The following is a 22,684-nucleotide window of genomic DNA, read 5'->3' as shown; positions in this document are numbered from 1 at the left end:
GCGGGCATTGAAAATGACGGAGCAGCGATGAATCCAGAGCGCCCACAGCGCAAATCGTGGCTGGACGGCTTCATGGCCTATCCCCTGCCGGCGGGTGTGTCGGAAGCCGAGGTGCGACGCCATATCGTGCTGCTGGACCAGGCCCTTTACGAGCGCTGGTGCCTGGGCCAGAACCTGCTCTATGCCTGGACCCCGAGCGAGCAGGGCCTGGCGGTGCTGGTGGCGCCGCACACCTTGCTGACCGAGTTCGTGCAGGGTGCCGGCGATGCGGCCGAGAAGGATCGCCGTGCCGCCTTGCTGGAGGGCTTGCTGGCGCACCAGGAGCATCTGGAGGCGGCAGAGTTCGAGCGCATCGCGGCCGAGCTGGGCCTGCAGCCCCAGCCGATCGCGCTGCCCTTCGCGCCGGCGCGCGGCCTGGGCCTGCCCCTGGTGGCGGCCATCGTCGAGCGTTACGGCATCCGGCTGGTGGAAGACCGCGCGGTGATCCTGCTCGACGCGGTGGGCTTCTCGCTGCTCACGCCGCTGGAGCAGGTGGTGCAGCTGGGCAGCCTGTCCTGCTCGGTGAACGCCGCCTACGCCAAGTTGCTGGACCGCGAGATCAATATCAACTTCGCGCGCACCACCACCGGCGACGGCTTCTACATCTGGAATCGGCGCCGCGGCATCGCCGCCAATGTGGAGCTCTACCAGCTCATGCAGTTCATCCTGGCCGACAACGCGCTGGCACGCGAACGCGCCGCGCGGCCCAGCGCGGTGCCGCTGCTGCGCGCCTGCTTCCACGTCGGCTCGCATTACGAGTTCTACCAGAGCGAAGGGCTGAACCCGACCTCGTTCAGCTACTTGGTCGGCCAGGTCACGATCGAACTGGCGCGCATGATCGAGCGCGCCCTGCCGGGCCAGATCCTGCTGGGCAAGTTCCGCACCATGATGCGCGAGCAGCAGCCCGGCGCGGCGCCGGCGCTGATCGACAGCGTCGCCTTTGTCGAGCGCACGCGCGAGCCGCTGCAGAAGCTCAACGGCCTGGCGCTGGGCGGCTCGGCGATCGACGAGATCGCCTGCTACCTGACCGGCCGGCGCGGCGAGGCGGGCGATGAGTTCGGCATCAGCGAGTTCGAGCTCACCGACAAGCATGGCCTGGCGCACCGCGTCTACAACGCCAAGATCAATATCCACCGGCGCGACGGCGAACCCATCTACCTGGGCCTGCGCGAGGACGACCTGGGCGCCTTCCCGGCGCGGGTGGTGGAGGCATGAGGGCGCGGGCGCTTGCGGCGCGCGCGCTCACGGCCGGCCTGCTGGTGCTGGCCGGTTGCGGCGGCGGTGGTGGCGGCGATGCCGGCGCACCGGCGCCCGTTGCCGAGCCGGCACTGGGCGCGCAATGCCTGAGCGGCTCGGTGGCGCGCCTGGAGCTGCCCAGCGCCGCGCTCACCGGGCGCAACACCGAGCTGAGCCTGCTGTCCTGCGGCACGGCGATCTTCACCGAGCTGCGCTGGACCCAGAGCGCCGGCCCGGCGCTCAAGCCGCTGTCGGCGCGCTCGCAGGCCCTCACGCTGGAGCCCGTCGAGCCCGGCAACTACCGCTTCGACCTGAGCTTCCGCGACGAGGCCGGCGTGCTGCGCAGCGGCACGGCCGAGTTCAGCGTGGCGGCCGCCGGCGAGCCCGGCCTGGTGCTGCGTGGCGAGCCTTCGGCCTATGGCCAGGGGGCGCTGTCGCTGCGCGCCTGGGCGCCCGGGCTGAGCCAGGCCGAGCGCGATGGCGCCCGGCTGCAATGGAGCGTGGTCGATGGGCCGGCCACCACCCTGAAGGAAAGCGAGGGCTGGCGCGTGCTGCTGACGGCGCCGGCGGTCAGCCGCGACAGCCTGCTGCGCCTGCGCGCCACCGCCACGCTGGCGAGCGGCCGCACGCTCAGCCAGGACTTCCGGCTGCTGGTGCAAGCGCCGCCGCACCAGGCCGGCAGCGACGCGCTGTTCAAGGCCAGCGAGCCGGTCTCGCGCGTCTACCCCTACCTGAGCAGCAGCCCGCATGCGCAGGCGCTGCAGGACTGCGTCTACGCACCCAGCCTCAGCAACAGCAACACCTGCACGCTGGGGCGCCTGCCCTTGCTGGGGCAGGAGACGCGCGGCGAGCTGCCCACGGTGGCGCAGGTGATGCAGCGCGTGCTGGTCTCCAACGACTGGATGGGCGAGGCCTTCGAGAACTTCCTGCGCACCCAGGACGCGCAGGGCGATTTCCGGCGCCTGCTCAACGCCACCACGGCGGTGGTGATCGGTGGGCGCGTGCGGCCCTCGTTCTACTGGAGCGCCACCGGCGCCATCTACCTGGACGCCGCCAACCTCTGGAGCAGCCCCGAGCAGCGCGACACCCTCAGCGAAACCCCCGACCCGCGCAGCGACTATGGCGCCGAGCTGCACTACGCCGCACCCTGGCGCTATGTGCGCAACAACCAGTACGCCGCCGGCATCTATCCGGTGGCCGAGCGCGGCACGCGCGAGCCCGGCGCCCTGGTCTATGCCCTGGGCCCGCTGCTGTACCACGAGCTCAGCCATGCCGGCGACGCCGTGCCGCCGCGCCTGCATGCGCTGCTGAGCGGCGATCTGCGTGTCTGGCAGGCCAGCCCCGCGCTCACCACTGCCAAGGATCTGGCGCAGCGCCTGCCCTTCTACTCGCAGGAAATGGTGGCGCTGGGCCGCGTGCAGTTCTTTGGCGTGAAGGCGACGGCGGCGCAGATCGCCTACCAGCCGGCGGACATCGTGCGCTTCTTCAGCCAGGACCGCGTCAACGACGACTACAACTATTCCATGCCCGAGGGCGCCACGGTCTCGGCCGAGGACCCGGCCATGCTGGCCGAGGAGGCGATGATGCAGTTGCGCTACGGTGTGCTGCGCGACTTCGCCATCACCCCGGCCCTGCCCAGCGGTGGCAGCAGCGCCGAGCTGATCGTGCAATGGGGCCAGCGCGGCCGCATCGGCGAGGCGGCCCTGCGGCCGCGCGTGGCCCTGGTGCTGGAACAGCTGATGCCCTGGCTGGCGCCCGGCTTTGCCGATGCGCTGGCGCCGCCGCTGGCGCTCCGGCCCGGCCTGAGCTGGGGGCAGAACCTCGACCAGGCCGCCATCGCCGCCGGCCAGCCGCGTGCGCTGAGCGCGCGCGAGCGCCTCATCGAGGCCGAGCATGCGCAGCAGCGTGGCAGCGAAACGGCGCGCCGCGTGCGCGCCCAGCAGTTGCGGGACGGCGGCACGGGCCTGCGGCGCTAGCCGCAGGGGTCAGGCCTTGCCCTGTGCTCATGGCGTGAGATCAAGGTGCACAATCAGGCACAGCCAATGCAAAGTGCTCCTGCCCGGGGCGATGTCGTGAGCGTCTGCTGCTGATGAAATTGCCCAAGCCTTCCTTGTCCTTGCGCAGCGTCGTGCTGCTCGCCGTGGTGGTGGGGATCGCGGTGCCGGCGCTGCTCCTGCTGGCCTTCAGCGAGTCGCTGGTGCGGCGCAGCCTGGAGCCCCTGCTGGAGGGCCAGCGCTCGGCCGTGCTGACCCTGGCCGCGAACGGCCTGGCCGAGCCGCTCTGGACCGTCGACAGCCAGGCGGTGCAGCGCGCGCTCGAGCAGCTGCTGTCGGACGCCAGCGTCTGCGGCGTCGAGCTGAGCGAGGAGCGCCCCGGCGCGCCCAATCTGTTGTTCAAGAAATGCAGCCCGGACTGGCCCACCGTGACCCTGGTGGCGGCGGTGCGGCGCGACAACCAGGTACTGGGCTCGCTGAGCGTGCGCTTCGACGATGCCGCGCTGGAGCACACCCTGGCCGGCGGGCGCGAGCAGATCGCGCTGATCGTCGGCCTGCAGGTCGTGATGGGCGTGACGGTGATGCTGCTGGTGCTCTATCTGCGCCTGGTGCGGCCGATCGACCGGCTCAAGCAGCAGGCCAGCGCGATCGCCCAGCGCGAAGCGGTGGTGCGCCTGCCCTGGAACCGGCGCGACGAGCTGGGCCAGCTGGGCGAACACCTCAACGAGGTGGGCGACCGCATCGACACCCTGATCGCCGACCTGGAGGGCAAGAACGCCCAGCTGCACCAGATGGCCATGTACGACCATCTCACCGGCCTGCCGAACCGCACCCTGTTCCGCGAGGTCTTCCAGCATGAGGCGGCGGTGGCCAAGCGCGAGGGCTCCAGCCTGGCCCTGCTGTTCGTCGACCTGGACCGCTTCAAGGCCATCAACGACTCGCTGGGCCATGCCGCCGGCGACAACATGCTGCTGGCCGCCAGCGAGCGCCTGCGCCACACGGTGCGCGAATCGGACCTGGCCTGCCGGGTCAGCGGCGACGAATTCCTGCTGCTGATGCGCGAGGCCTCGCCCAGCGACGTGGTCGCGCATGCCGCCCAGCGCCTCATCTCCACCCTGAATGCGCCGCTGCAGCTGCCCGAGGGGCTGGGCACGGCGAGCGTCTCGGCCAGCATCGGCATCGCCATGTTCCCGCGCGATGGCGAGGACTTCGACACCCTGGTGCGCCACGCCGACCTGGCCATGTACCGTGCCAAGCAGCAGGGCCGTTCGCGCTACAGCTTCTTCCAGCAGGACATGGACGCGAATGCGATGGCCAGGCTGGCGCTGGAGCGCGAGCTGGTGGCCGCGCTGGCCGAGCAACAGCTCGAGCTGCACTACCAGCCCATCATCGACGCCGGCTCGGGCCGGGTCTGCGGGGTGGAGGGCCTGATGCGTTGGCAGCATCCGCAGCGCGGCCTGCTGATGCCGGGCAGCTTCATCACCCTGGCCGAGGAGTCGGGCCAGATCCAGGCCTTGGGGCGCTGGACGGTGGAGGTGGCCTGCGCCCAGCTGGCCGAGTGGAAGGCCGCCGGCCGCCACCCCGGCAATCTGGCCATCAACCTCTCGGCCCTGCAGTTCCGCGACCAGCGCCTGCCCGAGCAGGTGGCCGACGCGATGCGCCGCCATGGCGTGCTGCCCGGTGAACTGAGCATCGAGCTGACCGAAAGCACCCTGATGAGCGACAGCGACCTGTCGATGCAGACCATGGCGCGCCTGCGCGCCCTGGGCGTGGCGCTCTCGGTGGACGATTTCGGCACTGGCTATTCCTCGCTCTCCTACCTGAAGCTGTTGCGCCCGGCCAAGCTCAAGATCGACCGCAGCTTTGTGCACGACCTGCCGGTCAGCGCCGACGACCGCGCCCTGGTACAGGCCATCCTGGGCCTGGCGCAGGCGCTGGGCATTGGCGTGGTGGCCGAGGGCGTCGAGACCGAGGCGCAGCGCGAGGTGCTGCTGGAGCTGGGCTGCGCGCAGCAGCAGGGCTATTTCTATGCCCGGCCGGCCGCGGTGGCCAGCGTTACTGAGCGCCTGCCGGTCTGGCCGCCGGCCGCCTGATCCCATTCGCCCCGGCAGACCGCAATTCGCGCCACGCTGCTGGCGATTCGTCGCCTGCCCCTGGCCCGCGCGCGCCCGGCTGACGAAACTGCAGGCATCGTCAACAAGCCCGGAACTCCAAGGAGTCCACCATGAACGCAGCCGCCAAGACCCTCATGACCGCCGTGCTCGCTGTGGCCAGCGCCGTGATGACCGGCCTGCTGCTGGCGGACCAGACGGATCCATATGCGAGCCATGCGGTGACGCAGCACGACGCGCTGTTCTCGCAGGCCAAGGCTGCAGGCGCCAGCCCGCTCAAGCCGAGCTGAGCTGCACCGGAATGCGGCGCCGGCCGAAGTGGCCCGGCTGTGCCGCGAAGCGCCCGGCCAGCGCCGTGCCGCAGCCCGGGCAGCGGCCGGCGGCGTCGAGGCGGTAGCTGCCGATCTCGTACCAGTCGCGCGTGATCAGGCATTCGCCGCAGTTCGTGCATTGGGTACTGCCGCCCTCGGTGTCGTGCACATTGCCGGTGTAGACATGCCGCAGGCCCTCGCCCTGCGCAATCTGCCGGGCGCGTTGCAGGGTGGCCAGCGGCGTGGCCGGCAGCTTGTCGAGCTTGTAGTCCGGGTGAAAGGCGCTGAAATGCAGCGGCACCTCGGGCCCCAGCTCGCGTGCCACCCAGGCCGAGAGGGCCCGCAACTCGGCATCGCTGTCGTTCAGCCCGGGGATCAGCAGGGTGGTGATCTCCAGCCAGCAGTCGGTCTCGTGGCGGATGTAGCGCAGCGTCTCCAGCACCGGGGCCAGGTGCGCGCCGGTCTGCTTGAAGTAGAAGTCTTCGCTGAAGCCCTTCAGATCGACATTGGCCGCGTCCATGCAGGCATAGAACTCGCGCCTCGGCGCGGCGCTGATATAGCCCGCCGTCACCGCCACCGCCTGCAGGCCCAGCGCATGGCAGGCCTCGGCGGTATCGATCGCATACTCGGCAAAGATGACCGGGTCGTTGTAGGTAAAGGCCACACTGCGGCAGCCCAGCTCCTGGGCGGCCATGGCGATGCGCTCGGGCGCGGCGGCATCCATCAGGCGGTCCATCTCATGGCTCTTGGAGATGTCCCAGTTCTGGCAGAACTTGCAGGCCAGGTTGCAGCCGGCGGTGCCGAAGGAGAACACGCTGCTGCCCGGGTAGAAATGGTTCAGCGGCTTCTTCTCGATCGGGTCGACGCAGAAGCCCGAGCTGCGGCCATAGGTGGAGAGCAGCATCTGCCCGCCCTGGCGCTCGCGCACGAAGCACAGGCCCCGCTGGCCCTCGTGCAGCTTGCATTCACGCGGGCAGAGGTCGCATTGGATGCGGCCGTCGTCCAGCCCATGCCACCAGCGCGCCGGATAGTTGCTCATGGCTGCACCTCGCTGAAGCTCTGTACCTGGTAGCGCGCCAGCTGCAGGTCCTCGGCCCAGAAGTCGGCGGCCAGGCCGGCCTTCTGGCGCAGCGCGCGCAGGAAGTCCAGCGGCAGCGGCAGCTGCGCCCACACCTGCGGCAGGAAGGTGGCGCGCCGTCCGTGCCAGCTGAGCACCAGCCCGTCGATGCCCGGGCGCAGCTGTGCGCAGGCCTCCTCCAGGCTGCGCACCGGCAGCGGCTCGGCCGGGCCGAGCAGCGACACCTCGATCTCCAGCTGAGGCCACTCCTGCGCCGTCAGCGGCGCGAAACGCGGATCCTCGAAGGCCGCGGCGCGCGCCCGCGTCGGCAGCACGTCCTTCAGCAACTCGTCGGCTTCCAGCGTGCCGATGCAGCCGCGCAGCCTGCCCTGGGCATGCAGGGTGACGAAGCAGGCGCCGGGCTGCTCCAGGCGCGGGTGCCAGGGCTCGGCGCGCAGCGGCAGGCCCAGTGCGCCGGCGATCGCATTGCGCGCACGCGCCAGCAGGGCCTGGCCCAGCTCGCCGGGTGTGGCAAAGGCCAGCGCCGCATAGCCGACCACGCGGCTCTTGTCGCCCGCCGTGTCGCCGGAGTTGCGCAGGTCCAGCAGGCGCCCGGCCAGACCATGGGCGCGCGCCGCCAGCATGGCGCCGGCCAGGGGCGTGGCGCCGCAGGCCTGCTCATGCGTGGGCGCCTGTTGCAGCGCCAGCAACTGCCGCACGGTGTCGCGGTCCATGGCCCGCGCCTGGGCATAGGGCAGGTAATGCGAGAGGTCGGAGCTGATCACGATCAGGGTCTCGTCGCCGCCCCACAGCAACTCCAGGGCTTCGGCCACCTCGGCCGCGCTGGCCTGGCCCACCACCAGGGGCACCAGGCTGAAGTCGCCCAGCAGCTGCTGCAGGAAGGGCAGCTGCACCTCCAGCGAATGCTCGAAAGCATGGGCGTCGGCATCGCGGCACAGCTGGGGCAGGGCGCTCAGCTGTGCGACGGCGGCCTGGTCCACGGCCAGCTCGCCTAGCGGCGTGGCAAAGCGCTGCGCCTCGGGCAGGCCCAGGCCGCGCAGCGCCACCCGGTGTGCCGGGCCCAGCAGCACGACGCGCCGGATCTGCCCGCGCCAGGGCCGCAGCAGCGCATAGGCATGGGCGGCCACCGGGCCGGAATAGCGGTAGCCCGCATGCGGCACGACCAGCAACTTGGGCGGCCGCGCCTCATGCGCGGGCGGCACCGCATCCAGATAGCTGCCCAGCTCGCGCACCAGCGCCTCGGGGCGGGCCGGGTAGAAGCTGCCGGCGACGGCAGCGGGGCGGGTGGCAGCAAGCATGGCAGGCCTCGTACAGCGGGCGATGCCCGAATATGCGTGCCGCCGGGCCGAATCTCAAGAGGCGGCTTCGCGCTGCGCCGCGATCCACTGGTCCAGCCGGGCTTCCAGCATGTCCAGCGGCAGGGCGCCGCCGGCGAGGATGAGGTCGTGATAGCCGCGCACATCGAAGCGCGGCCCCAGCGCCGCCTCGGCCTTGGCGCGCAGGACCAGCATGCGCAGCTGGCCGATCTTGTAGGAGAGCGCCTGCCCCGGCCAGCCGATATAGCGGTCGATCTCGTTGACGATGTCGACCTCGGTCTTGGCGGCGTTGGCGCGGAAGTAGTCGATGGCCTGTGCGCGCGTCCAGCGCATCGCGTGCAGGCCGGTGTCCACCACCAGGCGCACCGCGCGCCACATGTCGTAGGTCAACTGGCCGAAGCGCGCGTACGGGTCCTGGTAGAGCCCCAGCTCATAGCCCAGCCGCTCGGCATAGAGCGCCCAGCCTTCGACATAGGCGTTGATGTCGGCAAAGCGGCGGAACTTGGGCAGGTCCTGCTGCTCCTGGGCCAGCGCGATCTGCAGATGATGGCCGGGCACGGCCTCGTGGGCGGTCAGCACCTCGATCTCGTAGCGGGGCCGCATCTCGGGCCGGTAGAGGTTGACGTAGTAATAGCCGGCGCGCGTGCCGTCCACCGAGGGGCCGCTGTAATAGGCGGCGGTGGTGTTGGGCGCGCTGGTGGCGGGGATGGCGCGTACGCCGTAGGGGCTGCGCGGCAGCTTGCCGAACAGGCGCGGCAGCTCGGGCTCGATGCGCTTGGCCGCCATCACATAGGCGGCAAACAAGGCCTCGGGCGTGTCGTAGTAGAACTGCGGGTCGCTGCGCAGCTTGGCAAAGAACTCGGCCTTGCTACCCCGGAAGCCCAGCTGGTCCATCACCTGCTGCATCTCGCCGTGCAGCCTGGCCACCTCGGCCAGGCCGATGGCGTGGATCTCGGCGGCAGTGAGCTTGGTGCTGGTGTGGTGCTCGATGCGGTTCTGGTAATAGGCCAGGCCGTCGGGGGTGTCCCAGATGCCCACGCTGTCGCGGCAGGCGGGCAGGTAGCGGCTGCGGAAAAAGGCCTCGAAGCGCCGGTAGGCCGGCACGATCCGATCGGCGATCAGCGCGCGTGCCCGCGCCTGCAGCGCCGGCACGCCCGGCATCGCTACCGGCAGCTGCCGGAAGGCGCCGTAGAAGGGGCTTTGCGTCGGCTCGTCGACCAACTGCATCGCGAGCTGCGGCAGCACCCGCTCCATCAGCAGGCGCGGCTGGGTGCGGCCGTCGCTGGCGCTGCGTGCGAGCAGCGCCTCGAACTGGGCCAGGTAGTCCGGCAGGCCCTGCAGGCGCTGCAGCCAGACCTCGACCTCGGCCGGGCTGCCCAGCGGCATCAGCTCGCTCAGCTCGTTGAGCGATTGCGGGCCGTCGCGCGCGGTGATGCTGTAGGCCTCGGGGTGCAGGGGCTGCAAGGCCAGCCGCGCCTGCAGCAGGTGCTCGAACAGCGCGTGGTTGAGCTGCTCCTCGGCCGGCAGGGCGCTGCGCGGCAGGGCGCGCAGCCGGGCCAGGGCGTCCGCATTGGCGGCATGGGCGCGCGCCTCGGCGGCCGGGCTCAGGTCCGGCCAGAGATGGTTGTAGGCGGTCTCGCCGTAGTAGCTGGCGAGCAGGGGGTTCTCGGCCATGTCGCGCTGCCAGGTGGCATCGAACAGGGCGTGCAGGGCTTGGATCGGCATGGCTCGAGTGTCCATCAGCTGGTCTGCCCGCTGCGCGTTCATCGCCCGCAAGCGCAGTTCAGCCGCTGGCTCTGCAGCTCCGTCGCCTGGGCCTGGAGCCGCGGCCGGCCTTTGACGAAACTGCAATCACTGACACAGCCAACCCAAGGAGCCCATCATGATGAACAGCACCAGCTACAAGGCATTTTTCTTCGGCATCGTTTCCGCCCTGGCCATCTCGGCGGCGTTCACGCACCAGACCGAAGCGGCGCAGGCGCCGAAGCAGGAAATCGTCAAGCTCGAGCGCGTCATCATCGAGGGCAAGCGCCTGCAGCCTAACGAACAAGTGGCGCAGCTGCCGCGCGTGGTGATCGAGGGCCGCAGCCTGAACCATGGCGTGCAGCTGGCGTCGGCCCAGCCGGCCTGCGTCGCGCAGACGCTCTGCTGAGGCCTGGCGGCCACGCTGTCTCAGTCTGAGCAAATTTCTTTTTGCTCGCACCAAGCCCGGCCCCGGCCGGGCTTTTTCATTTCAGTCCGTGCCTAGCACGCGCAGGATCTCGCTGCCATAGGCCTCCAGCTTCTTGGCGCCCACGCCGCTGATATGGGCCAGCTCGTCCAGGCTGCGCGGATGCTGCTTGGCCATCTCGGCCAGGGTGACGTTCTGGAAGATCACATAGGCCGGTAGGCCGTGTTCCTTCGCGACCTCGGCACGCCAGGCCTTGAGTTGGCCGAAGCGCTGCTGGGCCTCGTCGTCCAGGTCAATCGCCTCGCCTTTGCCGCCCTTTTGGGTGGTGGGCCGGGCCGTGCGCGAGAGCTTGCCCTTCTTGGGCGCCACCGTGGGCACGCGCAACAGCAGCTGCACCTCGCCCTTCAGCACGGCGCGCGCCGTTTCGCTCAAGGCCAGGGTGTTGTACTCGCCCTCGGCCACCACATGGCCCAGCGCCACCAGCTGGCGCAGCACCGCGCGCCATTGCTGCTCGGACAGGTCGGCGCCGATGGCCCAGGTGCTCAGGTGCTGGTGGCCGTATTGCTTGACCTTGTCGGTCTCCTTGCCGCGCAGCACGTCCAGCAGATGGCCCACGCCAAAGCGCTGGCCGCCGTTCTGGTGGAAGCGGTAGATGCAGGAGAGCGCCTTGCGCGCGGCCTCGGTGCCGTCCCAGGTGGCGGGCGGGTGCAGGCAGTTGTCGCAGTTGCCGCAGGGCTTGCTGTGCTCGCCGAAATAGCCCAGCAGGCGCACGCGCCGGCAGTCGGTGGCCTCGGCCAGGGCCAGCAGGGCATCGAGCTTGCCGCGCTGCACCTTCTTGAAGTCCTCGCTGGCGGGGCTTTCGTCGATCATGCGGCGCTGGTTCACCACATCGGCCAGGCCATAGGCCATCCAGGCATCGGCCGGCGCGCCGTCGCGGCCGGCGCGGCCGGTCTCCTGGTAATAGCTCTCGATGTTCTTGGGCAGGTCCAGGTGGGCGACGAAGCGCACGTCGGGCTTGTCGATGCCCATGCCGAAGGCGATGGTGGCCACCATCACGATGCCGTCCTCGCGCAGAAAGCGGTCCTGGTGGCGCTGGCGCACGCCGGCATCGAGCCCGGCGTGATAGGGCAGGGCCTTGATGCCCTCGCCCTCCAGCCAGGCGGCGGTTTCCTCCACCTTCTTGCGGCTCTGGCAGTAGACGACGCCGGCCTCATCCTCATGCTCGTCGTGGATGAAGCGCAGCAGCTGATCGCGCGGCTTGTCCTTCTCGACGATGGCGTAGCGGATATTCGGCCGGTCGAAGCTGGAGATGAAGATGCGCGCGTCTTCGAGCTTGAGGCGCTCGATGATGTCGGCGCGCGTGATGTCGTCGGCGGTGGCGGTGAGCGCGATGCGCGGCACCTCGGGGAAGCGCTCGTGCAGCAGCGACAGCGCCAGGTACTCGCTGCGGAAGTCATGCCCCCATTGGCTGACGCAATGCGCCTCGTCGATCGCGAACAGGCTCAGCAGGCCGCGCTCGCGCAGCGAATCCAGCTGGGCCAGGAAGCGCGGGTTGGTGATGCGCTCGGGCGCGGCGTAGAGCATCACCAGGCGGCCGCTCATCATCTCGCGCTCCACATGCGCGGCCTCCTCGCTGCTGAGCGTGGAGTTGAGGAAGGCGGCATGCACGCCGGCCTCTTCCAGCGCACCCACCTGGTCGTGCATCAGCGCGATCAGCGGGCTCACCACGATGCTCACGCCCTGGCGCGCGCGGTGGCGGGCGATGGCCGGGATCTGGTAGCACAGGCTCTTGCCGCCGCCGGTGGGCATCAGCACCAGCGCGTCCCCGCCATGGGTGACATGCTCGACGATCTCACCCTGGGCGCCCCGGAAGGCGGCATAGCCAAACACCTCTTGCAGGATGTCGGAGGGGGCGTGATGATGGTCGGCGTGCTGGCTCATAGAGCCCGCGATTGTCGAGGAGATTGCGCGTGACCGAGAAAGCCGATGCCTGGCGCGCCCAAATGAGTCGGCCGACGGGGCGCGATTTCACGCCGCCGCCCATCCCCGACGACGAGGCCGAGCGCCTCGCCACGCTGCAGGCGCTGCGCATTCTCGACACCCCGCCCGAGGAGCGTTTCGACCGCTTCACGCGCCTGGCCAAGCGCCTGTTCGGCGTGCCCATCGTGGCCATCACCCTGATCGATGCCGAGCGCCAATGGCACAAGTCCGTGCAGGGCCTGGAGCTCGCCGAGCTGCCGCGCCCGCTCTCGTTTTGCGGCCATGCCATCCTCAGCGACCAGCTGCTGCTGGTGCCCAATGCCCATGAAGACGCGCGCTTTGCCGGCAACCCGCTGGTGACCGGCGAGCCCTTCATCCACTTCTATGCCGGCCAGCCGCTGCGCGCACCGAACGGCAAGCGCATGGGCAGCCTGTGCCTGATCGATACCCAGCCCCATCCCTTTGACGCCGATGACGAGGCCCTGCTGCGCGACCTGGCCCTGATGGTGGAGCATGAGCTGGCGATCCTGCAGATCGCCACGCTGGACGAGCTCACCGGCCTCACCAACCGGCGCGGTTTCGAGGCGCTGGCGCGGCATTCGCTGGGCATGTGCCGGCGCCTGCAGCGGTCGGCCTCGCTGCTGTTCTTCGACCTGGATCGCTTCAAGCAGATCAACGACGAGTTCGGCCATGCCGAGGGCGACCGCGCCCTGATCGATTTCGCCGCGCTGCTGCGCCGCACCTTCCGCGAGTCCGATGTGGTGGCGCGCCTGGGCGGCGACGAGTTCGCGGTGCTGCTGACGAATGCGGCGCATCTGGAGCGCGACGCCGCGCTGGACCGGCTGGCCTTCGCGGTGGCGGCCCACAATGCCCAGCCGGGGCAGCTCTATGCGCTGCAGTACAGCGTGGGCTGCGCCGACTTCGACGCCGCGCGCCATGCCGGCGCGGCCGAGCTGCTGGCCGAGGCGGACCGCCTCATGTACCGGCAAAAGCATGCCGGGCGGAAAGCCTAGCGAAACATCCGCGCTAGCGCTTGTCGCCCAGGCCCTTGATGCTGGAGGTGCCGGCCACGCTGGGCCTGACGGTCGGGCGGCCCCAGTAGTCGATGAAGCCGGCGCCGGCGATCTTGATGCGCAACTCCTCCTGCACCCACAGCGTGGCATTGCCGAGGCCGCTGATGGTCACATTGGCCTGCTGGCATTGCAGGTTCTCGGCCTGCAGCCGGCCCTTGCCGGCCACATGCAGGCTCAGCTCGCGCACCCGGCCGCTGGCCTGGGCCTCGCCGGCGCCGGCCATGCTGAACTGCAGGCTGTCGGCGGTCACGTCGTCCAGCCGCGCCTGGCCGGTGCCCGCCAGCTTCACCACCAGGCGCTCGGCGGCCAGCGGCCCGGGCGCCTGCAGATTGGCCGCGCCCGCCAGGCTGATGCCGGAGAGCTTGCGCGCGGTGACGGAGATCTGCAGCCGGCTGGAGGTCCAGAACTTCCAGCCCTCCCTGCTCTGCACCGTGAGGATGTTGTCTTCGAGCGAGACCCGCACGCCCTTCTGCACATCGGCATCGCCGGCGATGAAGACCTGGTCCTCGTTGCCCTGCATCAGCTTGACATCGGCGGCGCCGCCGATGGCGATCTTCTCGAAGGGGCCGGGCGTGTAGAGCTTGCCCTCGTTGGCCTGGGCGGCTGCCGCCAGGCAGCAGCAGAGGCCGCCGACGACCAGGGTGCCACGCATCGCGATGCTCATATCGATTGCTCCCGCAGGCGCTTGGAAACCTCACGGCTGGCGGTGAAGCGGGCGCCATCCTGCATTTGCACCACCAGCTGCGAGCTCTCGTCGGGTGTCATCGACTCGACGAAATCCAGGTTGACGATGCAGCCGCGCTGCAGCTTGATGAAGCGGCTGGCGTCCAGGCGCTGCTCGAAGCTGGTGATGGGCAGGCGCACCAGGAACTGGCGCCCCTTGCTGGCCACCGCGGTGTACTTGGTGTCGGAGCGCAGGTACTCGATCGCCTCCACCTGCAGCGGGAAGATCTTGCCCTGGTCGCGCACCAGGATGCGCGTCAGCGGCGTCTGATCCTGGTCCTCCTGCGTCAGCGCCTCCAGCGCAGGCAGCGCCTGCTGAGCCTGAGGGAGCTGGCTGCCCAGCGCCTGCAGCGCGTGCTCCACGGCTTCCTGGAAACGCTCCTGCGCATAGGGCTTGAGCAGATAGTCCAGCGCATGCAGCTCGAAGGCGGCCAGCGCATGCTCGTCGTAGGCGGTGGTGAAGATCACCGCCGGTGCCGGCCCCGTCAGGCTGCCGCTGGCACGCTCGGCGGCGAGCGCGCGCAGCACCTGCAGGCCGGTCATGCCGGGCATGTTGATGTCCATGAAGACCAGCTCGGGCTTGAGCGCGCGGATCTGCGCCAGCGCGCTGTCGCCGCTGCTGCAGCTCGCCACCAGCTCCAGCTGCGGCAGCTCGGCCACCCAGGCGGCCAGGGCCTCGGCGGCTAGCGGTTCGTCTTCGGCGATCAGGGTACGGGTACGTTTCATGTCTGGGGTATCCACAGGTCGACGCGAAAGCCCTGGCCGGGCGCGGTGTGCACGCGCAGCCGGGCACGGCCCTCAAAGTCCAGCGCAAAGCGGCGCTTCAATGCGCTCAGGCCGATGCCGCGGCCGGGGCGGGGCTGCTCCAGCAGGGCGGGGTCGCAGCCGGCGCCGTCGTCCTGCACGGTCAGGGCCAGGCCCTGGGTGAGGGCGTCGCGGCGCGCGCTGATGCTGATGCAGCCGCCCTCGGCGCGCGGGGCGATGCCGTGCAGGATGCAGTTCTCAACCAGCGGCTGCAGGGTCAGCGGCGGAATGTCGTCGCCCAGGGTCTGGGTGTCGAGCTGCCATTCCACGCGCAGGCGCTGGCCCAGGCGCAGCGCCTCCAGGGCCAGGTAGTCGCGCACGAAGTCGATCTCCTCCTGCAGCGCCACGCGGTCGCTGGCCTCGCGTTTGCTGGCCAGCACATAGCGCAGCATGCCGGAGAAGCGCAGCAGGCCCTGCTCGGCCGCCTTGGCATCCTTGCGCGTCAGCGCGATCAGCGAGTTGAGGGTGTTGAAGAGGAAATGCGGATTCAGCTTGCCGCTGATGGCGGCCAGCTCGGCGCGTGCCAGCGCCGATTCGGCCTGGGCCGCGGCCACCGCGCTGGCGCGCGCCTGGCGGGCATTCAGCACCGAGACGAAACCGGTGGCCAGGGCGGCGTAGACCAGCACGCCCCAGATCAGGCGCCACACCAGGTTCTGCTCCAGCATGGCCTCGGCATGCTCGAGGCCGAACAGGCCCCAGGCCAGCAGCACATTGCCGGCCAGCCAGGCCTCGCTGAAGACGATGGCGGCGCCCGCATGGCAGGCCAGCTGGGCCGCAGAGGGCCAGGACTTGCGCTGCAGCCAGGCCGCCACCGGATAGACCGCCGCGCCCAGCAGCATCGGCGCCCACAGCGAGGTGGTGGCCTGGTAGACCGCCTCCCAGAGTTCCCAGGTGCCGCGCTGCAACTCGGTGCCAGCCAGCACGAACAGCAGCCAGGTCAGCAGGCAGGCCCCGGTATAGCCCAGCCAGAGCTTGCGCTGGCTGCCGGCGGGCGGCAGGGCGGGCTGCTTGGAGGGAATGATGGGGCCGGAGCGCATGGGCGCATCTTAGGCAAGCGCCGGGCCCGCCGCGGGGCCGCGGAGATCAAGTGCGGGCCTGGGGGCGCCAAATGCCAGATTGCTGGGGGCACAGCCGGGCCCATGTCTGCATCTCGCCACGCCGCTCGGCGATGAAACGCCGGGCAGCGGCGGCATCGGCAAAGGCCGGCAGATTGGGCGTGCGCATCGGCCCCAGCAGCGCCGAGCCCTGCACATAGATGGCGGCCTGCGCCGCCAGCCAGGCGCCGCTGGCCATGTCGCGCACATAGGCGGCCAGCACCTCGCCGGCCTGGCGCCCGGGCGTGTAGCGCGCGGGTGCCTGCAGATAGCGCAGCAGGCTGTCGGGCGAATCGAAGAAGTAGGCGTCGCCATCGGCATAGATCAGCTGCGCGGCCCAGGCCGGGGCGCGCGCCGGGAACATGCCGCAGACCGGGCAGCGTGCCCGCTCGGGCAGGGCGCGCGCCGCCGCCGGGCCCAGGCCCGAGGCCGGGTCGTAGGGCGTGGGCGGGGCCTGGAAGCAGACCTCGCCCATGCCCGCATGCGCCTCATGCTCGGCCCTCGGTGCGGCGCTGCCCAGCAGGCCGGCGCTGGCGGCGCTGCCCAGCCAGGTCAGCAGGGATCGACGCGAGATCGCCATGGGCTCACATGCGGCTGTCGTGCAGGGCGCCGCCGCTCAGGTCCACCAGCTCGGGCTTGACCTCGGCGAAGCGCAGCACCCGCCCGCCATGCTGGGCCGCGAAGGCCTTGGCGGCGGCCTCGTCGCGGAAGCTGGCGAGCGTGGGCCCCATCGAGCCATGGCGCTTGCTGCCATGCACATAGAAACCGCTGCGCGCGTCGAACCAATGGCCGCGCGGTTGCTCCCAGTCGGCCAGGGCCATGTCTTGCGTGAACACCGCGCGCACCGTCTTGACCTGCTCGGGCCTGAGCAGCACCGAGAGCATTTCCACCGTGTCGCAGTACCAGGTCGGCTTGCTTTCGCCGGCGTAGTGGATCTGCGCCTTGGGGCCCGCGTAGTCGGCCAGCAACATGCCGTCCAGGTCGCAGGTGCTCGCGGGCTCGATCTCGGCCGCCACCAGGGGCGCCTCGGCGGGCTTGCCGCAGGCGGCCAGCAGCAAGGTGGCGGCACCGCCGGCGAGCAGCAGGCGGCGGTTCATCATCATCGTCGGTGTCGTCATACCTTGAATCTCCAGGAAGCCAGCGCCAGCGGGCCGAGGATCCAGCCCAGCATGGCCGCGCCCATCAGCCAGGGGTTGGCCAGCGCGGGCGGCACGATGCTGGCCAGGCCGTAGAGGCTGCGCACCTCGTCGAGCGAAAACACATTCAGGATGCGGTACAGATCGGCCGGGTTGAGCAGCAGCACATAAGCCAGCGCCTCGCCACCATAGGCGCCACCGCTGGCCACCAGCAGGCCCAAGAGCAGCAGGTCGAACACCAGCACGAAACCGAACCACAGCGCGATCGCCAGGCCCGAGGCGCGCGTGCGGTCGCGCGCCAGCACCGAGAGCAGCAGTGCCAGGCTCAGGAAGGCCAGGCCCAGCAGCGCCGAGCTCAGCACAAAGCCCAGGTAGTGGTAGAGCCCGGCCCAGCTGAACTGCTGGTACAGCAGCACCGCCACCAGGGCGAAGCCGGCCAGGGTGGAGAGCGTCAGTGCCGCTGCCAGGCCCAGGTACTTGCCCAAGAGCAGCTCCAGCCGGGTGATGGGCAGGGCCAGCAGCAGGTCCAGCGAGCCGCGCTCGCGCTCGCCCACCACCGCGTCGAAGCCCAGCAGCAGGGCGATCAGGGGCACCAGATAGATCACCAGGCTGACCAGGCTGGCGATCGTGAATTCGATCGAGCGTGGCCCCACCTGGCCCTGGCTGGCGCCACCGAAATAGGTGATGACGAGCGAGAACACCGTGAACACCAGCGCCACCGCCAGCACCCAGCGGTTGCGCAGGCGGTCGCGGAATTCCTTGCCCGCCAGCGTCAGCACTTGTCGAAGTTCCAGGCTCATGGGGCCTCCCGCAGGCCGAAGAACATGTCTTCCAGCGTGGGTTCATGGATCTGCACGTCCTGCAGGCGCGCGGCCAGCGGCGCGAGCGCGCCCAGCAGCGCCATCTTGGCCGGGCGCGGGCAGCTGAAGCTCAAGCGCCCCTCGGCCTCGCGGAACTGCAGGCTGCCCAACGGGCGCAGGCCCTCGCGCAGGGCCGGATGCTCGGCCGGCGCGGCGGCCAGCGAGACCTGCAGCGGCAGCTGCAACTGCTCGCGCAGCTCGCTCACGCTGCCCTGGGCCTGGACGCGGCCGTTCGCCATGATGGCCAGGCGGTCGACGCGCTCCTGCAGCTCGGCCAGGATGTGCGAGGTGATCACCAGGGTCACGCCCTGGGCGCGCAGGCCGTTCAGCACCGCATAGAACTCGCGGATCGCGCTGGGGTCCAGGCCGGTGGTGGGCTCGTCCAGGAACAGCACGCGCGGCGCGCCCAGCAAGGCCTGGGCAAAACCCAGGCGCTGGCGCATGCCCTTGGAAAACTCGCGCACCGCGCGCTGGGCCGCACCAGCCAGGCCCACCTGCTCCAGCAGCGGCGCGCATTGCGCGGCGGGTGCGCCCTTCAGCTTGGCGAAGAACTGCAGGGTCTCGAGCGCCGTGAGGTTGTCGTACAGCACCAGGTTCTCGGGCAGGTAGCCGATGCTGCGGCGCGCGGCGCGGAAGTCGCGCCCGCCCACATCGCTGCCGTTCACCAGGATCTGGCCGGCGCTGGGCCGGATCAGCCCCAGCATCATCTTGAACAAGGTGCTCTTGCCGGCGCCGTTGTGGCCGATCAGGCCCAGCAACTGGCCGCGCGGCACGGCGAGGTCCACGCCGTCCACCGCTGTCAGCGCGCCGTAGCGCTTGCTGACGCCGCGCAGGCGGATGGCAGCGTCGCCATCAATGGTTGTTGAATCGCTTGTCACGCCAAGTGCTCCATGTCTTGTTGGCCGGGGCCATGCGGGGCGCGTCGTCCACCACGCTGGGCACGCGCAGCACCGGGAACTGCCGGCCCACCAGGCGCAGGGCCTGCACCGCGGGGCTGCCCAGCAGCAGCTTCATCTCGGGGTGGCGCCATTGCAGGCGGTCCACCATGTCGTTGGCCTCGTAGGGCAGGTCGCCGATGCCGTCGCCATCGCGGTCCCAGCCCAGGTAGTTGCTCCAGTGGTTGCCCTTGTCCTTCTCGCCGGGGCGGCCGCCCCAGCGCTCGTCGCGTGCGCCCACATAGCGCACCTGCTCGCGGTTGGCGACGAAGTCATTGCCCTCCACCACATTGCGCGTGGAGCCGGCGGCCAGGTGCACGCCCACCTGGTTGTCCACCACCAGGTTGCCGCGCAGGGTGACGTACTCGACGTCGTAGATGAAGAAGCCGCGCGCATTGCCGGCGATGACGTTGTCTTCCACCACCGAGTCCTGCAGGGTGCGCAGCATGATGCCGTGGTCGCTGTTGCCCCAGGTGCGGTTGTGGCGAACGATCTGGTTGCGCGCCTCCATCAACGCCAGGCCGCCGCGGTTCTGGTAGCTGTCGTTGTCCTCCCACAGGTTGTAGTAGGAGTTCATGTAATGCGTGCCGTAGCGGCTGTGGTGCAGGCGGTTGCCCTTGAACACCGCATGGTGCGAAACGTCCACATAGAGCGCGTCGCGCACGAAGCCGATGTGGTTGGCGAGGATGCGCGCGCCCTCGGTGTTGTAGAGCTGGATGCCGTTGCCGCGCTGCGAGCTGTTGTACTCGCGCTTGCCGGTGATGACGTTGGCCTCGATCAGCACCTCGTTGGCCTTCTCGATCCAGAGCCCGAACAGGTTGTAGCTGAGCTCGCAATGCCGCACCACGGCGCGGTGCGCACCGGGGCGGATGTAGATGCCGGCGTTCTGCTCCTTCAGGCTGTCGCCCGAGTCGCGCACCAGCAGGCCCTCGATCACGACGTCGGGCGCGGTGACGCGGATGGTGTCGCCCTTCATGCCGCCGCTGATGGTGGGGCGCCCCTCACCACGATTCAGGCCGCGCAGGGTCAGCGGCTTGTCCACCAGCAGGTTCTCGGCATAGCGGCCGCGTTCGATCTCGATCACATTGCCGGGCGCGGCGCGCGCGATCGCGGCCTGCACCGATTCGCCCGGCTGCACGCGCAGGGTGGCGGCCTGGGCTGACCCCAGCAGCACCGCCATCAAGAGGCAGGCCCACCATCTCATCCCAGCATCCCCAGCGACTTCAGCGTCAGGAACAGGGTGGCACCGATCAGCAGGTTCTTGAAACCCACATAGCTCGCCATGTCCATCCAGCCGGCCACGCGGTAGTTGGCGCGCCACCAGGGGCCGTCCTTCACATAGCGGCGGCCGCTCATGCGTATCAGCACCTCGTAGACGCTCCAGCCAAACCACCAGCCGATGATGGCGGCCGAGGAGAGCCGGCCGCTGGCGGCCAGCAGCCAGGCCAGGCTGGCCGCCACGGCCAGCGAGAAGCCGGCGATCTGCAGCGCGCGTTGCGAACGCCAGCCCGCGCGGCTCCAGGGGAAGAGGTGGTCGCGCAGCTCCATCAGCAGCCAGGTCAGGCGCGACTCGCCGGCCCGGTGATAGGGCGCGGCCGGGTCGGTGGGCATGCGCGGGTCCGGACCATTGGCCACTTTTTCGGACATGGCCACCGGCTGGATCGGGATGAAGTAGCCGTCCTGGCCGATGGGGGTGATCAAGAGGCCGTCGCGCTCGCGCCGCTTGCGCTCCTTGGCCAGCGGCGGGCAGCCGTGGGTGTCGGTGTAGAGCACCATGCAGTCCAGGCAATGCAGGCATTCGCGGTGGTCGATGCGGCCGGCCGCGTCGATGGCCTGGGCGCCGCAGCCCACGGCGCAGGCCTTGCAGCTGTTGCAGTCCTGCTTGCGCCGCAGGCCGAACCAGCGGAAGGTGCTGGGCATGGCCAGGGCCGCGCCGAGCGGGCAGATGTATTTGCAATAGGGCCGCTCGATGAAGAGCGAGATGCCCAGCAGCAGGGCCACGAATAGGCCGTAGGGCCAGGCGCGGTGGGTGATGCCGACCAGGAAGGTGGTCTTGAAGGGCTCCACCTCGGCCAGCATCTCGGCCTGCGTCATCGAGAACATCGAGACCGCCAGCAGGCCGAAGAAGATGCCGTACTTCAGCCACTTGAGCTTGTCGTGCAGGGGCTGCGGCAGCTGGGTCTGCCAGCGCTTCATGCCGAGCTTGCGGCCGAACTTGTAGATCGCCTCGGAGAGCGAACCGAAGGGGCACATCCAGCCGCAGAACAGGCCGCGTCCGAACAGGAACACGGTGACGATGATGAAGATCCAGAAGATGAAGACGAAGGGGTCGGAGAGGAACAGCGACCAGGTCCACTGGAACAGCAGGGCATGGAACCAGGTCAGCACCTGGGTGATGGAGGGCTGGGCCATCACGCCAAAGCCGACGAAGGCGATCGACAGCGCCCAGGCGCTGTACTTGAAGGCGTTCACCGGCCATTTGTTCTTGTGCGTGGACGCGCGCGTGAGGCGCTCGCGCAGCGCGTAGACGATGCTCACGCCCAGCAGCAGGGCGATGAAGAGGCCGATCTCCAGCGCGCGCGTCTTCCAGATGCGCACCCAGGGTGCGTCGGGCTCCTGCACCACCGGGCGGCCGCCCTCCAGCAGCGCCGCCGGCAGCCAGTACTTGGACTCGAACACCGCGAAGCTGCGGTGGCCGGTGGCGCGGTCCACGCGGTTGCCCAGGAAGGCCAGCTTCCAGGGATAGGCGGCCGAGAAGGCCCCGGCGCGCACGATGAAGATGGCCGATTCGCTGTAGCCCGGCGCACCGGCGGCCTCGATGCCGTAGAGATTCAGGTAGTCGAGGTCGCGGAAGGTGAAGGCATCGGCGCCCTGCTTGAGCTGCACGCGGTCGTAGATGCCGCCGCGCACAAAGCCCGAGCCCTTGAAGGATTCGGCGCCGGCGCTGCGGATCACGAAGAAGGCATGGTCGCCCTCTTTCAGGCGGCTGCGCAGATTCGCGAAGCCGCGCTCGCCCAGCAGGCTGGCGCCCAGCTCGGGGTGGTTCAGGTCGCCGAACCAGAGTTCGATGAAGGGCTCGGCGCCGCGCTCCAGCCCGACCTGCTCGGGCTTGACGCGCAGCTGCTGCACGGCGCCCAGCTGCACCAGCTCGGCCCAGCTGTAGTTGTTCCTGCCGCTCGCCGCATAGCGCGCCGCGTCGCGTTTCGTGGGGGCAATGATGCCCACCTGGCGCGCCACCGCGCTGCCGGAGAGCTGCATCACCTGGTTCTGCGCCACCACGGTGACGGTGGCGCCCGAGATCGCGTCCACGCCCAGCACGTTCTCCTCGGGGCGCGAAGGGCCTACCTCGATCAGGTCGGTGACCGACTTGCCCAGGTACTGCTTGTTGAAATTGATCAGGGCCTGCTCGGGGATGCCCAGCAGCAGGATGGGCTCGGAATGCTTGAGCACCTTCACGCCCACATAGCGACCCTTCACGTCCATGCCGATCAGCGTCACCACCGGCTTGCCGGAATAGGCGGGGGTGTCTGTGATGTCGGTGGACAGCATCACATAGCCCAGCAGCTTGCGCTTGCCGGGCTGCTGCGGATCGGCCTCGCCATAGGCCTCCACATAGGGCGGCTGGCCCATGCGCGGCGAGAAGCCGGTGGCGCCGGGGAAGACCTCGCGGCAGGGCACCAGCGCGCACAGATCGGCGGCGGTGGCCAGCTCGGGGCTCAGGTGCGCCTCATAGGCCTGGGCGCCGGCCTGCAAGGGCAGCGCCGCAAGAAAAAGCGCGGCCACGAAGGCCGCGAAAAGTCGTAACACCGGCATTGTTCTTGTCC

The 22,684-nt window shown here is 69.8% G+C and carries 19 protein-coding genes; 6 read left to right on the top strand and 13 right to left on the bottom strand.

The window, feature by feature from the left end; all coding sequences use genetic code 11:
- Positions 1–27 precede the first annotated feature (27 nt).
- From PFX98_RS05785 to PFX98_RS05770, 4 genes are all read left to right on the top strand, one after another.
- A complete protein-coding gene (locus tag PFX98_RS05785; protein ID WP_285234227.1) occupies positions 28–1,254 on the top strand; it encodes a hypothetical protein in 1,227 nt (408 codons plus the stop codon).
- Positions 1,251–3,251 (top strand): hypothetical protein, encoded by a 2,001-nt coding sequence (locus tag PFX98_RS05780; protein WP_285234226.1) that lies wholly within the window; start codon positions 1,251–1,253, stop codon positions 3,249–3,251. The genes PFX98_RS05785 and PFX98_RS05780 overlap by 4 nt, the downstream gene beginning before the upstream one ends.
- Before the next feature lie 113 nt (positions 3,252–3,364).
- Positions 3,365–5,362, top strand: coding sequence for a putative bifunctional diguanylate cyclase/phosphodiesterase (locus tag PFX98_RS05775; RefSeq protein ID WP_285234225.1), 1,998 nt, complete (start codon positions 3,365–3,367; stop codon positions 5,360–5,362).
- Between the two features lie 131 nt (positions 5,363–5,493).
- Complete coding sequence (locus tag PFX98_RS05770; protein WP_285234224.1) at positions 5,494–5,670, top strand: hypothetical protein; 177 nt, start codon at positions 5,494–5,496, stop codon at positions 5,668–5,670.
- Here PFX98_RS05770 and amrS read toward each other — a convergent pair.
- From amrS to PFX98_RS05755, 3 genes are read right to left on the bottom strand one after another with little or no spacing between them, the layout of a single operon-like run.
- A complete protein-coding gene (gene amrS / locus PFX98_RS05765) occupies positions 5,657–6,730 on the bottom strand; it encodes an AmmeMemoRadiSam system radical SAM enzyme (RefSeq protein ID WP_285234223.1) in 1,074 nt (357 codons plus the stop codon). The two genes, PFX98_RS05770 and amrS, sit on opposite strands and share 14 nt — an antisense overlap.
- Positions 6,727–8,067, bottom strand: a complete 1,341-nt coding sequence (gene amrB / locus PFX98_RS05760; RefSeq protein ID WP_285234222.1) for an AmmeMemoRadiSam system protein B — start codon at positions 8,065–8,067, stop codon at positions 6,727–6,729. Before amrB ends, amrS begins: the two co-directional genes overlap by 4 nt.
- Before the next feature lie 54 nt (positions 8,068–8,121).
- A complete protein-coding gene (locus tag PFX98_RS05755) occupies positions 8,122–9,810 on the bottom strand; it encodes a DUF885 domain-containing protein (protein WP_285234220.1) in 1,689 nt (562 codons plus the stop codon).
- Positions 9,811–9,967: 157 nt separating this feature from the next.
- On the opposite strand from PFX98_RS05755, the gene PFX98_RS05750 reads away from it, so the two are divergent.
- Complete coding sequence (locus PFX98_RS05750) at positions 9,968–10,237, top strand: hypothetical protein (RefSeq protein WP_285234218.1); 270 nt, start codon at positions 9,968–9,970, stop codon at positions 10,235–10,237.
- A gap of 81 nt (positions 10,238–10,318) precedes the next feature.
- Here the strand turns inward: PFX98_RS05750 and recQ are convergent, their stop codons facing one another.
- Positions 10,319–12,196 carry a DNA helicase RecQ gene (recQ, locus tag PFX98_RS05745; protein WP_285234216.1) on the bottom strand — a complete coding sequence of 626 codons (1,878 nt, stop codon included), beginning with the start codon at positions 12,194–12,196 and terminating at the stop codon, positions 10,319–10,321.
- A gap of 29 nt (positions 12,197–12,225) precedes the next feature.
- Here recQ and PFX98_RS05740 point away from each other — a divergent pair, with 29 nt between their 5' ends.
- Positions 12,226–13,248, top strand: coding sequence for a GGDEF domain-containing protein (locus PFX98_RS05740; protein ID WP_425334669.1), 1,023 nt, complete (start codon positions 12,226–12,228; stop codon positions 13,246–13,248).
- A gap of 13 nt (positions 13,249–13,261) precedes the next feature.
- Here the strand turns inward: PFX98_RS05740 and PFX98_RS05735 are convergent, their stop codons facing one another.
- Genes PFX98_RS05735 through PFX98_RS05695 form a run of 9 tightly spaced genes read right to left on the bottom strand, consistent with a single transcriptional unit; the run spans position 13,262 to position 22,673 of the window.
- A complete protein-coding gene (locus PFX98_RS05735; protein ID WP_285234214.1) occupies positions 13,262–13,972 on the bottom strand; it encodes a head GIN domain-containing protein in 711 nt (236 codons plus the stop codon).
- Positions 13,969–14,757 carry a LytR/AlgR family response regulator transcription factor gene (locus PFX98_RS05730; protein WP_285234212.1) on the bottom strand — a complete coding sequence of 263 codons (789 nt, stop codon included), beginning with the start codon at positions 14,755–14,757 and terminating at the stop codon, positions 13,969–13,971. The genes PFX98_RS05735 and PFX98_RS05730 overlap by 4 nt, the downstream gene beginning before the upstream one ends.
- Positions 14,754–15,872 (bottom strand): sensor histidine kinase, encoded by a 1,119-nt coding sequence (locus PFX98_RS05725; protein WP_285234210.1) that lies wholly within the window; start codon positions 15,870–15,872, stop codon positions 14,754–14,756. Before PFX98_RS05725 ends, PFX98_RS05730 begins: the two co-directional genes overlap by 4 nt.
- A 46-nt stretch (positions 15,873–15,918) precedes the next feature.
- Positions 15,919–16,509 (bottom strand): nitrous oxide reductase accessory protein NosL, encoded by a 591-nt coding sequence (locus PFX98_RS05720; RefSeq protein ID WP_285234209.1) that lies wholly within the window; start codon positions 16,507–16,509, stop codon positions 15,919–15,921.
- Between the two features lie 4 nt (positions 16,510–16,513).
- A complete protein-coding gene (locus PFX98_RS05715; protein WP_425334668.1) occupies positions 16,514–17,047 on the bottom strand; it encodes a nitrous oxide reductase accessory protein NosL in 534 nt (177 codons plus the stop codon).
- The gene (locus tag PFX98_RS05710; protein ID WP_285234208.1) at positions 17,044–17,865 is read right to left on the bottom strand and encodes an ABC transporter permease; all 822 of its coding nucleotides are present in this window, start codon (positions 17,863–17,865) and stop codon (positions 17,044–17,046) included. The genes PFX98_RS05715 and PFX98_RS05710 overlap by 4 nt, the downstream gene beginning before the upstream one ends.
- Positions 17,862–18,803 (bottom strand): ABC transporter ATP-binding protein, encoded by a 942-nt coding sequence (locus tag PFX98_RS05705; RefSeq protein WP_285234207.1) that lies wholly within the window; start codon positions 18,801–18,803, stop codon positions 17,862–17,864. The genes PFX98_RS05710 and PFX98_RS05705 overlap by 4 nt, the downstream gene beginning before the upstream one ends.
- Positions 18,778–20,064 carry a nitrous oxide reductase family maturation protein NosD gene (locus PFX98_RS05700; RefSeq protein WP_285234206.1) on the bottom strand — a complete coding sequence of 429 codons (1,287 nt, stop codon included), beginning with the start codon at positions 20,062–20,064 and terminating at the stop codon, positions 18,778–18,780. Before PFX98_RS05700 ends, PFX98_RS05705 begins: the two co-directional genes overlap by 26 nt.
- On the bottom strand, positions 20,061–22,673 hold the full coding sequence (locus PFX98_RS05695) for a NosR/NirI family protein (protein WP_285234204.1): 2,613 nt from the start codon (positions 22,671–22,673) through the stop codon (positions 20,061–20,063). Before PFX98_RS05695 ends, PFX98_RS05700 begins: the two co-directional genes overlap by 4 nt.
- Positions 22,674–22,684: the final 11 nt, after the last annotated feature.

Source organism: Paucibacter sediminis (assembly GCF_030254645.1).
In the GTDB taxonomy this organism is placed as follows: Bacteria; Pseudomonadota; Gammaproteobacteria; order Burkholderiales; family Burkholderiaceae_C; genus Paucibacter_B; species Paucibacter_B sediminis.
The sequence above is the reverse complement of the archived record's forward strand: the minus strand, read 5'-3'. Positions and strand labels throughout refer to the sequence as shown.

Coding starts and splice junctions, on each gene's coding strand:
- PFX98_RS05715 (WP_425334668.1), bottom strand. CDS start 17,047: ATGACGACACCGACGATGATGATGAACCGCCGCCTGCTGCTCGCCGGC.
- PFX98_RS05700 (WP_285234206.1), bottom strand. CDS start 20,064: ATGAGATGGTGGGCCTGCCTCTTGATGGCGGTGCTGCTGGGGTCAGCC.
- PFX98_RS05710 (WP_285234208.1), bottom strand. CDS start 17,865: ATGAGCCTGGAACTTCGACAAGTGCTGACGCTGGCGGGCAAGGAATTC.
- recQ (WP_285234216.1), bottom strand. CDS start 12,196: ATGAGCCAGCACGCCGACCATCATCACGCCCCCTCCGACATCCTGCAA.
- amrB (WP_285234222.1), bottom strand. CDS start 8,067: ATGCTTGCTGCCACCCGCCCCGCTGCCGTCGCCGGCAGCTTCTACCCG.
- PFX98_RS05720 (WP_285234209.1), bottom strand. CDS start 16,509: ATGGCGATCTCGCGTCGATCCCTGCTGACCTGGCTGGGCAGCGCCGCC.
- PFX98_RS05780 (WP_285234226.1), top strand. CDS start 1,251: ATGAGGGCGCGGGCGCTTGCGGCGCGCGCGCTCACGGCCGGCCTGCTG.
- PFX98_RS05725 (WP_285234210.1), bottom strand. CDS start 15,872: ATGCGCTCCGGCCCCATCATTCCCTCCAAGCAGCCCGCCCTGCCGCCC.
- PFX98_RS05750 (WP_285234218.1), top strand. CDS start 9,968: ATGATGAACAGCACCAGCTACAAGGCATTTTTCTTCGGCATCGTTTCC.
- PFX98_RS05775 (WP_285234225.1), top strand. CDS start 3,365: ATGAAATTGCCCAAGCCTTCCTTGTCCTTGCGCAGCGTCGTGCTGCTC.
- PFX98_RS05735 (WP_285234214.1), bottom strand. CDS start 13,972: ATGAGCATCGCGATGCGTGGCACCCTGGTCGTCGGCGGCCTCTGCTGC.
- PFX98_RS05770 (WP_285234224.1), top strand. CDS start 5,494: ATGAACGCAGCCGCCAAGACCCTCATGACCGCCGTGCTCGCTGTGGCC.
- PFX98_RS05730 (WP_285234212.1), bottom strand. CDS start 14,757: ATGAAACGTACCCGTACCCTGATCGCCGAAGACGAACCGCTAGCCGCC.
- amrS (WP_285234223.1), bottom strand. CDS start 6,730: ATGAGCAACTATCCGGCGCGCTGGTGGCATGGGCTGGACGACGGCCGC.
- PFX98_RS05695 (WP_285234204.1), bottom strand. CDS start 22,673: ATGCCGGTGTTACGACTTTTCGCGGCCTTCGTGGCCGCGCTTTTTCTT.
- PFX98_RS05755 (WP_285234220.1), bottom strand. CDS start 9,810: ATGCCGATCCAAGCCCTGCACGCCCTGTTCGATGCCACCTGGCAGCGC.
- PFX98_RS05785 (WP_285234227.1), top strand. CDS start 28: ATGAATCCAGAGCGCCCACAGCGCAAATCGTGGCTGGACGGCTTCATG.